Source organism: Nocardiopsis sp. NPDC057823, from assembly GCF_042797335.1.
Lineage (GTDB): Bacteria > Actinomycetota > Actinomycetes > Streptosporangiales > Streptosporangiaceae > Nocardiopsis > Nocardiopsis changdeensis.
This window is the reverse complement of the sequence record NZ_JBHVLR010000006.1, coordinates 301145-311264: the sequence shown is the minus strand read 5'-3', so window position 1 is coordinate 311264 and position 10120 is coordinate 301145. Positions and strand designations below refer to the sequence as shown.

Annotated in this window: 8 protein-coding genes and 1 rRNA gene; 3 read left to right on the top strand and 6 right to left on the bottom strand. The window is 72.9% G+C overall.

Features of this window, described 5'->3' with window-relative positions; genetic code table 11:
- Together ACFVNO_RS13870 and pcrA are read right to left on the bottom strand one after the other, a co-directional pair.
- A 16S ribosomal RNA gene (locus tag ACFVNO_RS13870) occupies positions 1 to 83 on the bottom strand; the annotation flags it as partial.
- 605 nt (positions 84 to 688) lie between these two features.
- Positions 689 to 2998 (bottom strand): DNA helicase PcrA, encoded by a 2310-nt coding sequence (pcrA, locus tag ACFVNO_RS13865; protein ID WP_355262463.1) that lies wholly within the window; start codon positions 2996 to 2998, stop codon positions 689 to 691.
- 150 nt (positions 2999 to 3148) lie between these two features.
- Between pcrA and ACFVNO_RS13860 the strand changes: the two genes are divergently transcribed.
- Positions 3149 to 4078, top strand: coding sequence for a nucleoside hydrolase (locus ACFVNO_RS13860; RefSeq protein ID WP_355262466.1), 930 nt, complete (start codon positions 3149 to 3151; stop codon positions 4076 to 4078).
- 33 nt (positions 4079 to 4111) lie between these two features.
- Here the strand turns inward: ACFVNO_RS13860 and ACFVNO_RS13855 are convergent, their stop codons facing one another.
- Together ACFVNO_RS13855 and ACFVNO_RS13850 are read right to left on the bottom strand one after the other, a co-directional pair.
- Positions 4112 to 4786, bottom strand: a complete 675-nt coding sequence (locus ACFVNO_RS13855; RefSeq protein WP_220563287.1) for a response regulator transcription factor — start codon at positions 4784 to 4786, stop codon at positions 4112 to 4114.
- Positions 4787 to 4868: 82 nt separating this feature from the next.
- Complete coding sequence (locus ACFVNO_RS13850) at positions 4869 to 6098, bottom strand: PspC domain-containing protein (protein WP_355262469.1); 1230 nt, start codon at positions 6096 to 6098, stop codon at positions 4869 to 4871.
- Between the two features lie 209 nt (positions 6099 to 6307).
- On the opposite strand from ACFVNO_RS13850, the gene ACFVNO_RS13845 reads away from it, so the two are divergent.
- Both ACFVNO_RS13845 and ACFVNO_RS13840 read left to right on the top strand, forming a co-directional pair.
- Positions 6308 to 7693: a PspC domain-containing protein gene (locus ACFVNO_RS13845; protein WP_378892390.1), complete on the top strand. Its 1386-nt coding sequence runs from the start codon at positions 6308 to 6310 to the stop codon at positions 7691 to 7693.
- The gene (locus tag ACFVNO_RS13840; RefSeq protein WP_355262475.1) at positions 7680 to 7958 is read left to right on the top strand and encodes a hypothetical protein; all 279 of its coding nucleotides are present in this window, start codon (positions 7680 to 7682) and stop codon (positions 7956 to 7958) included. The genes ACFVNO_RS13845 and ACFVNO_RS13840 overlap by 14 nt, the downstream gene beginning before the upstream one ends.
- A gap of 58 nt (positions 7959 to 8016) precedes the next feature.
- Here the strand turns inward: ACFVNO_RS13840 and rsmA are convergent, their stop codons facing one another.
- Both rsmA and ACFVNO_RS13830 read right to left on the bottom strand, forming a co-directional pair.
- Positions 8017 to 8904 carry a 16S rRNA (adenine(1518)-N(6)/adenine(1519)-N(6))-dimethyltransferase RsmA gene (gene rsmA, locus ACFVNO_RS13835; RefSeq protein ID WP_378892387.1) on the bottom strand — a complete coding sequence of 296 codons (888 nt, stop codon included), beginning with the start codon at positions 8902 to 8904 and terminating at the stop codon, positions 8017 to 8019.
- 46 nt (positions 8905 to 8950) lie between these two features.
- The gene (locus ACFVNO_RS13830) at positions 8951 to 10114 is read right to left on the bottom strand and encodes a ubiquitin-like domain-containing protein (RefSeq protein WP_378892384.1); all 1164 of its coding nucleotides are present in this window, start codon (positions 10112 to 10114) and stop codon (positions 8951 to 8953) included.
- Positions 10115 to 10120 lie beyond the last annotated feature (6 nt).

The window sequence follows — 10120 nt, the reverse complement described above, 5'->3', positions numbered from 1 at the left end:
CCCGAAGGGCCTTACCGCTCGACTTGCATGTGTTAAGCACGCCGCCAGCGTTCGTCCTGAGCCAGGATCAAACTCTCCATAAAGGTCTTGCACCAAGCCGCTGTGGGCTTGGAAACCTAGAAGAAATCCTGACCGAACCATCTCTGGCTCAATCAAAGGAACCTCGCACACTCGAATCTCACCGATTCTCGTGTGACGGGGCCAAAACAAACTTGGCTGTAAAAATCGAACACGCGCTGTTGAGTTCTCAAGAAGCAACCGCCCTTCCCGTACAAGCCCGGAACCCTGGGTCCCGTGTGCTCTTCCGTGGAAGGCGTCTGCGTTTCCGCTTTGTTGTGTCTTCACTTTATCAGTGTTCCCGTTCCCCGCCAAATCGGCGTTTTCCGGGTCCTTCTGATTTCAGTGAAGGCGTGTGCCTCTTTCGAGGCGACCCGACCGAGTTTACATGGTCGAAGCAGTGCTTCGAACCGCTCACTTCGGAAGGGAGGTTTCGACCGGCCCGTCCGCCCTGATCCCTGGGGATCGGCGTCCGTCTCGCTCGGTCTTCGACAACACTACCCCCGTCCGGGAGTGCTCGTGACGTGTTTGCCGATCCTTGCCCGTGTCGTGTCTTACAGGCGACGGACAAAAACGACGAAGGCCCACAGAACACCGTCTGTGGGCCCTCCGGGCCGGTGTCAGGTCGCGGTCACAGCTTCTCGATCGGCGCGTACTTGACCATCAGGTCCTTCTCCCCGATGTCCGCGCCGAAGTCGATGCGGGCCTTGGTGCGGTCGCCCGTCCCGTCGACCAGTTGGACGCGGCCCATGCCGAACTTGTCGTGGTTGACCAGGTCCCCCACGCTCAGGGTCGGCGCCTCGGCCTTCTGCCGGCTCCGGCCGAAGGTGCCGCCGAAGCCCTCGCCGCCGAAGGAGCGGCCCGACGGGCCGCGGCGCAGGGCGGGCGGGGCGCTCAGTACCGGGGACTCCCCGCGGCGCCAGTCGACGAGGGACGAGGGGACCTCGTCCAGGAAGCGGGAGGGCGGGTTGTACGACGGGCTCCCCCACGCGCTGCGCACCGCGGCGCGGCTCACGTAGAGCAGGCGCTCGGCGCGGGTCAGCCCCACGTACGCCAGCCGGCGCTCCTCCTCCAGCTGGGTCTTGTCGCCCAGGGTGCGCATGTGCGGGAACACCCCGTCCTCCAGCCCCGTCAGGAACACCACCGGGAACTCCAGCCCCTTCGCCGAGTGCAGGGTCATCAGCGTGACCACCCCGCCCTCGTCGTCGGCGTCCGGGAGCTGGTCGGTGTCGGCGACCAGGGAGATCCGCTCCAGGAAGTCCACCAGCGTGGGCTCGGCGCCCTCCTCGACGACCTCCTCCCCCTCCAGGGCCGCCTCGTCCTCCAGCAGGGCCGTGAAGGTGTTCTCGAACTCCCGCGCCACGTCCACGAACTCCTCCAGGTTCTCCACCCGGCTCTCGTCCTGGATGTCCTTGGACTCGGCGAGCTCGGACAGGTACCCGGTCTTGTCGAGGACGGCCTCCACCAGCTGCGACGGGCTGGACGCCTCCACCAGCGCCGCCAGCTCGTCGAGCAGGGCGGTGAAGTTGCGGACGGCGTTCACCGAGCGGGTCGCCATCGCCGGGACCTCGTCGACCCGGCGCAGCGCCTGGGCGAACGTGATGCGCTCGCGGGCGGCGAACAGCTCCAGGGACTCCTCGGCCCGGGCGCCGATGCCGCGCTTGGGCACGTTGATGATGCGGCGCAGGCTGACGGTGTCCTCGGGGTTGGCGAGCACGCGCAGGTAGGCCAGCACGTCGCGGATCTCCTTGCGCTCGTAGAAGCGCACCCCGCCGACGATCTTGTACGGCAGGCCCATCCGGATGAACACGTCCTCGAACACCCGGGACTGGGCGTTGGTCCGGTAGAACACCGCCACCTCGCCCGGGGTGATCGCCCCGTCGTCGGTGAGCTTGTCGATCTCCCCCACCACGAACGCGGCCTCGTCGTGCTCGTTGTCGGCGACGTAGCCGACGATGGGCGTCCCCTCGCCCTGCTCCGACCACAGGTTCTTGGCGGGCCGGCCCTCGTTGCGCTCGATGACGGCGTTGGCGGCCGACAGGATCGTCTGGGTGGAGCGGTAGTTCTGCTCCAGCAGGATCGTGCGCGCGTCGGGGAAGTCGCGCTCGAACTCCAGGATGTTGCGGATGGTCGCGCCGCGGAACGCGTAGATGGACTGGTCGGCGTCGCCGACCACGCACAGCTCCGAGGGCGGGACGACCGGCGCCTCCTGCTCCGCCCCGACGAGTTCGCGGATGAACACGTACTGGGCGTGGTTGGTGTCCTGGTACTCGTCGACCATGACGTGCCGGAAGCGGCGCCGGTAGTGCTCCGCGACGTCGGGGAACATCTGGAGCAGGTTGACGGTGACCATGATCAGGTCGTCGAAGTCCATGGCGCCGGCCTCGTGCAGGCGGCGCTGGTACAGCCGGTACGCCTCGGCGAGCTTCTTCTCCTGCTCGGTCTGGGCCTGCTCGGCGAACGTGTCGTAGTCGACCAGCTCGTTCTTGAGGTTGGAGATCTGGGCGGAGAAGGACTTGGGCGGGAACCGCTTGGGGTCCAGGTCCATCTCCTTGCAGACCAGCTGCATGAGCCGTGCGGAGTCGGCGGAGTCGTAGATGGTGAAGCCGCTCGGGTACCCGAGGCGGTGGGCCTCCCGTCGCAGGATGCGCACGCACGCCGAGTGGAACGTCATGATCCACATGCTGGCGGCGGCGCGCGCGCCGAGCAGGGCCTGGATGCGTTCGCGCATCTCGGCGGCGGCCTTGTTGGTGAACGTGATCGCGAGGATCTCCCCGGGGCGCACCCCCCGCGCGGCCATCAGGTACGCGATGCGGTGGGTGAGGACACGGGTCTTGCCCGAACCGGCTCCCGCGACGATGAGGAGCGGGCCGCCGCCGTGGGTGACCGCCTCGCGCTGGGGACCGTTCAGACCTTCGAGAAGCTGCTCTTGGGAGGACACGGATCCAGGTTACGGCCGGTCGGAGACAGGGCCCGCCGGGCGCGGTGCTTCACAACCCGATCGGATGTTCGTCCCGTTTAGGCTGTTCCTCTGATGACTCTGGGCCTCCGCACGGGCGGGGGCCGTCGCTCGTGTTCGGGGGTTCTTGTCATGCGCGTGTTCGTCGACTGCGATCCGGGGATCGACGACGCGGTCGCGCTCGCCTATCTGGCGGCGCGGCCGGAGGTGGAGATCGTCGGGGTCGGCGCGGTCTTCGGCAACGGCGGTGTGGACGTGACGGCGGACAACGCCCTGCGTCTGCTGGAGCTGTACGGGCGGCCGGAGGTGCCCGTGGCGGTGGGCGCGTCCCGGCCGCTGGTGCAGGAGCCGAGGCTGGCCCCGCACGTCCACGGCGACAACGGGCTGGGCGGGGTGGAGCTGCCCGAGCCGGCCGGGGCCCCGGTGGACGGGAGCGCCGCGGAGCTGCTGGTGCGGCTGGCCCGCGAGTACCCCGGCGAGCTGGACGTGCTGGCGGTGGGCCCGCTGACCAACCTGGCGATCGCCCTGGGCCTGGAGCCGCGGCTGCCGGAGCTGGTGCGCAGACTCGTGGTGATGGGCGGCGCGGTGCGGGTGCCGGGCAACGTGTCCTCGCACGCCGAGGCCAACATCAACAACGACCCGGAGGCGGCCGAGGCCGTGTTCGGCGCCGGGTTCGACCTGGACCTGGTGGCGCTGGACATCACCATGGAGACGGTGGCCACCGGCGGGTGGCTGGAGGAGCTGAAGGCGGTGCCGGGTGTGCGGGCCGCGCGCACCTCGGAGTTCCTGGACTTCTACGCCGACTTCTACAAGGGCATCTTCGGGGTGCGCCAGTGCGCGATGCACGACCCGCTGGCGGCGGCGGTGCTGGTGGACCCGCACCTGGTGACGGAGGCCGTCGAGGTGCCGGTGCGGGTGGAGCTGTCCGGGTCGCTGACCCGCGGCATGACGGTGGCGGACCTGCGGCTGCGCCCCGGCGGGGACGGCCGGCGGCCGGTGCGGGTGGTCACGGCCGTGGCCGGCGAGGAGTTCCTCGGCCGGATGCTCGACGCGCTGCGCTGATCCCGCCCCCCGGGTCCGCCGGGCCCGGGGGCGTCAGACGAGCCGGCGGGCGGTGGCCCAGCGGCTGAGCTCGTGCCGGTTGGAGAGCTGGAGCTTGCGCAGCACCGACGACACGTGGGTCTCCACGGTCTTGACGGAGATGAACAGCTCCTTGGCGACCTCCTTGTAGGCGTAGCCCCGGGCGATGTGCCGCAGCACCTCGCGTTCGCGCTGGGTGAGGCGGTCCAGCTCGGGGTCCACGGGCGGGGCGTCGGTCGCCGAGAAGGCGTCCAGGACGAACCCGGCCAGGCGCGGGGAGAACACGGCGTCGCCGTCGGCGACGCGCACGATGGCGTCGGCGAGCTCCTTGCCGGAGATGGTCTTGGTGACGTAGCCGCGGGCTCCGCCGCGGACCACGCCGATCACGTCCTCGGCGGCGTCGGACACCGACAGCGCCAGGAAGCGGATCTGCGGGTGGCGGGCCAGGACGCGGCGCAGGACCTCCACACCGCCGCCGCCGGGCAGGTGGACGTCGAGCAGGACGAGGTCGGGCTGCGCCCGCTCGATCACCTGCACGGCGGAGTCCACGTCGCCCGCCTCGCCGACCACGTCGACGGCGTCGCCGAGTTCTCCCCGGACCCCGCTGCGGAACAGGCGGTGGTCGTCCACGATCACGACGCGGGGTGGCGCGCCGCCGTCACTGAAGGTCGTGCTGCTGTCGTCTCCCACAACGGGAACTCTACCCACGGCCCGGCCCGCTCCACATCCCGGTCCCTCCTCCGCCGTGCCTTTCCGGTGCGTCCGCAACGCCCTACACCTCGGGGATGCGCGGCATGCGCAGCTGGACCTCGGTGCCCTCGCCCGGGGCGGTGCGGATGCGCGCGGAGCCGCCGTGGCGGTCCATGCGGCCCAGGATGGAGCCGCGCACGCCCATGCGGTCCTCGGGGATGGAGTCGAGGTCGAACCCGGCGCCCCGGTCGCGCACGAACACCAGCACCTCCTCGGGCTCGACCTCCCCGAACACGGAGATGGCGTCGGTGCCCGCGTACTTGGACGCGTTGACCATGGCCTCGCGGGCGGAGCGCAGCATGGCGTGCAGGCCGTCGTCCACCGGGCAGTCGCCGACGCAGACCACCTCGATGGGGATGCCGTGCTCCTCCTCGACCTCGGCGGCGACGCGCTCCAGGGCCGGGGAGACGGTGGTCTCGGCGTCGGCGGGGCGCTGGTAGAGCCAGCTGCGCAGGGCGCGCTCCTGCACCCGGGCCAGGCGCTGCACCTCGCGGGGGTCCTCGGCGCGGCGCTGGATGAGGGTGAGGGTGTGCAGCACGGAGTCGTGGATGTGGGCGGCCAGCTCGGCGCGCTCGGCGTTACGGATGCGCTCGCGGCGCTCGGCGTCGCGTTCGCGGACCAGGCCGACGATCCACGGGGCGACGATCAGGGCGACGCCCGCGAGCAGGGTGAACGCGAAGGTCAGCCCGGCGCGGGCGTTCTGGAGCTGCTCCTGGAAGACGAGGAACCCGATGACCCCGACGACGACCAGGAGGACTCCGGCCAGGGCGCGCATGAGCCCCTTGCCGCGGCCGACCGTGCTGGTCATCCACTCGTCGCGCTGGCCGGGGTTGGCCTGCTGCCACAGGATGACGGCGCCCAGGGTGCCGAACACCACGAACCACAGCAACGGGTCGAAGACGCCGCCGAACAGCAGGAACAGGAAGCCGAGCCCGGCGGCCAGGCCGACGTAGGCGACGAGCTGGGAGATGTCGCGGCCCTTGCGGCGGCCGTCGGCGGCGCGCGCCTCGTCGTCCTCCCCGCGTCCGGTGTCCTCGGCGGGGACGAAGAAGAAGAGGGCGACGTACACGGCGATCCCGATGCCGCCGACGGAGAGCGCCATGAAGGCGAGGCGGACCACGACGGGGTCCACCCCCAGGTGGCGGGCGAGCCCCGCGGCGACACCGCCCAGCAGTCTCCCGTCGGCCGCCCGGGTGAGCCTGGGGGTGTCGTCCGCGACCGGTGTCACCCGGTCGCCGCTTGCTTTGTCCATGTCTTCCGTCCGTGCGCGTTGCCGGTCCGGGGCGCACGGGTGCCCCCCGTCGACTCCAGCATGCACCGGGCCGCGGGCATCGGGCATCGGGGTGGAGCCCCCGGATGTGCCGGGGCGGGCGGTCAGGGTGGGGTCAGGGTCGTCCCGGATTCCCCTGATCACCGCCGGCGGGTGACCATGGGTGTGTGAGGAGAGTGCGGTGAGCGACCATGAGTGAGGATTCGGCCCCCACGGGATCCGACGCGCCCGCGGCCGGGACGGTTCCCGTCCCGGAACGGGAGCTGCGCAAGGCGGACGACGACCGGGTCCTGGCCGGCGTGTGCTCCGGGCTGGGGCGCTATACGCGGACCGACCCGGTGGTGTGGCGGGCGGCCTTCGCGCTGACCTCGTTCGCCGGGGGCACCGGACTGCTGCTGTACCTGGTCGCGTGGATGCTCATGCGGGACGCGCGGGGCGGGCCGGCGACGATCGAGCAGATGCTGAACCGGAGCATCCCGCCGCGGACGGTGCTGAAGCTGCTCGCGGTGGGGCTGGCGGTGGCGACGGCGTTCAGCCTGGTCGGTGGTTTCGGCTGGTCGACTCTGGTGCTGGCGGTGCCGCTGGTGCTGGGGGTGCTGGCCGCGCGCGGCCGCGGGGTGGACCTGCGGTCCGCGTTCACCGGTCTGGGCGAGGAGCTGCGGGCCAAGGCGCCGCCGCCGGAGACGCCGGTCGCGGGTCCGAGCCCGAGCTACTACAACCCGGCGCAGCCGTGGGCGTCGGCCCCCACCGGGCCGGTGGACCTGGCGGTGGTGGCCGAGCGGACGATGGGCGGCGACCGCTCGGACGGCGGGGACGGGGACGAGGGCCCCGGCCACGGGGACCATGACGGCGGGGACCGCGGTCCCGGCGGGGGCCGTGGGAAGGCGAAGTCCCGGCGCGGGGCGCCGTTGGCGGTCATGGCGCTGTGGACGCTGCTGGCCGTCGCGGTGGTGGCGCCGGTCGTGGCGTTCGGCGGGGACTCGTCGGTGTGGAGCGCCGACACGGCGCGGCTGCTGCTGGGCCCCGAGACCGGCGTGTACTTCCTGGCCGGCGCGCTGGGGCTGGTCGGGCTGCTCGCGGTGGTGGGCACCTGGGCGGGGAACCCGCGGGGGCTGGGCTTCCTGGGCCTGGTGCTGACACTGGCCCTGGTGCTGGTGTCCGCGGTGGACGTGACCCGGGTGCGGATCGGCGAGGACGTGTGGCGGCCGACCACGGTCGCGCAGGCGGAGGCCGGGGGCGCCCCCCGGTTCACGGTGGGCGACCTCACGGTGGACCTGACCGCGATCGGGGACCTGGAGCCCGGGGAGACCGTGGACGTGCGGGCGGGGATCGGCCGGGGGCGGCTGGTCCTGCTGCTGCCCGAACAGGCCCGGGCCCAGGTGCGGGCGGACGTCGGCCTCGGGGCCCTGGTACCGCTCGGCGGGAACGGGGAGAAGGAGGAGCAGTTCGGCATCACCCGGGAGTTGAGCGAGGTGTTCGAGCCGGTCGGCGGGGCCGGGGACGACGAGGTCCCCCTGATCAGAGTGGACACCGACATCCGCGTCGGGACTGTGGAGGTACGGCATGGCGAAGCGTAGAACGGACTGGGGGTCGCTGGTCGCGGGGCTGCTGTTCCTCGGACTCGCCGTCGCGTTCGTCGTGCGGGGCACCGGGGAGTGGGAGTTCGGTGTCTGGTGGGCGGTGCCGGTGGTGCTGGCGGGGCTGGTGCTGGCCGGGGTGGTCCGCGCGGTACAGCGTTCGCGGGCCCGCGCCAGGGAACGGGCCCGGGACCGCGCCGAGGCGGCCGGGACGGCCGTCTCCGACGGGGGCGGGGACAGGGACGACGGCCCGCCCCGGGGGTGAGGCCGGGGACACCGAGGGGGCGCGGCGGATGCCGCGCCCCCTCGTGCGTGTCCGCCGGTCAGCCGTCCGCGGCCGGGCGGTGCTCGGCGATGGCCGCGAAGTCCTCCACCCGCAGGGACTCCCCGCGGGCGCCGGGGTCGACCCCGGCGGCGCGCAGCGCCCGCTCGGCGGCCGGGGCCGAGCCGGCCCAGCCGGCCAGGGCGGCGCGCAGGGTCTTGCGGCGCTGGGCGAAGGCCGCGTCGATCACCCGGAAGACCTCCTCGCGGGTGGCCCGCGTCTCGGGCGGGGTGCGGCGGACCAGCTCCACCAGCCCGGAGTCGACGTTGGGGGCGGGCCAGAACACGTTGCGGCCCACCGCCCCGGCCCGGCGGGCCGCGGCGTACCAGGCGACCTTGGCCGAGGGCACCCCGTAGATGCGGCCGCCCGGGGCGGCGGTGATCCGGTCGGCGACCTCCGACTGGACCATCACCAGGACCCGTTCCAGGCTCGGCAGCAGTTCGAGCAGGTGGAGCAGGACGGGGACGGACACGTTGTAGGGCAGGTTGGCGACCAGCGCGGTGGGGGCCGGGCCGGGCACCTCGGCGACGCGCATCGCGTCGTCGCGGACGACCGTGAGCCGGTCGGCGAGCTCGGGCGCGTGCTCGGCGACGGTGCCGGGCAGCGCCTCGGCGAGCACCGGGTCGATCTCGATGGCGGTGACACGGCGCACGTGCGGGAGCAGCGCCAGGGTCAGGGAGCCCAGGCCCGGCCCGACCTCGACCACGACGTCGTCCTCGCCGACCCCCGCGACCCGGACGATGCGGCGCACGGTGCCGTGGTCGATCACGAAGTTCTGCCCGAGGGTCTTGGTGGGCCGGACTCCGAGCCGCTCGGCGAGCACCCGCACGTCGGCGGGGGTGAGCAGGCGGGATCGGTCATCGGGTGCGGGTGTCTGTGTCACCCCCACATCTTGCCAGCCCGGCGGGGGTGGGGGCCGCGGCCGCGGGGCCCGCTCACTCGAAGAGGTGGACGCCGCAGTGCGGCCACTGGCTCTGCCAGTTCCCCCCGACCGCGTCGTAGAGCCGCTGGGCGCGCTGCGTCTGCTCCTGGGCGCTGGCCTCGGAGGGCAGCCCGGTACCGCCGACCGAGTTCCAGGTCGGGACGCTGAACTGGTAGAGGCCGTAGTAGCCGCCCGCGGAGTTGACGGCGGCCGGGTTCCCGCCGGACTCGCACTGGGCGAGGCCGGCCCAGTTGAGGCCGGCGGCCGCGCCGCCGCCCGCCGGGGCGGGGTCCTCGGGCACCTTGGTGCCGATCTCCACCACTCCCTCGACGGGCTCGGTGACGACCTCCTCCTCCAGGACCTTCTCGACCTCCTCGCCGTGGTGCAGGACGGTGGCGGTGGTCACCCGTTTGACGCCGTCCTCGGGCTCGGTGACGACCTCGCGCTCCCCCTCGGGCAGGTCGGGGTTCTCGCGTTCGGTGGTCTTGGCCTCGATGGGGACCTCCTCGGTGACGGGTTCGCCGATGACCGGGGTGATCCGGACGGTCATGTCGGGGACGGCGGGCTCGTCGGGGGCCGGGGAGACGAGGTCGTGCTCGCCGGGGTCGACCCCGGCGGCGGCCAGGACGTCGGCGACGGTCTCACCGGTGGAACGGGTCTCGGTGCGGACGGTGTCGCGCAGGACGACCATGCGCGGGGCGCGTTCGGCGGTGACGGTGAGCCCGTCGGCGGGGATGGGGGTGTCGTGCCCGGCGGAGAGGGAGACCCCGTCGGGGTCGAGGCCGAGCTGGTGCAGGGCCTCGCCCAGGGTGGCGGCGTTGACGCTGCGGGCCAGCGGGTGGCCGTCGAGTTCGACGGTGATGTCGCGCGGGGAGCGGACCAGGACGTGCTCGCCGGAGGCGACGGGGGCGTCCGGCGCGGGGGCCACGAGGTCGCCGTCGGCGAGGGTGACGCCCGCGGCGTCGAGGGCGTCGGCGACGGTGCCTCCGAAGGTGTGGACGGTGCGCTCGGTGCCGTTGACGTCCACGACGACGGCCCGGTGGGCGGCCAGGGCGGTGCCGCCCGCGGTGAGGGCGAGGAGTCCGGCGGCGGCCGCGGCGAGCAGGGGCAGCGGGGCCCGGCGCCGCGCGCGGCGCCGGCCGCGGGAACGGCGGGGGGAGGTGGTCCTACGGGGCATGGCGGT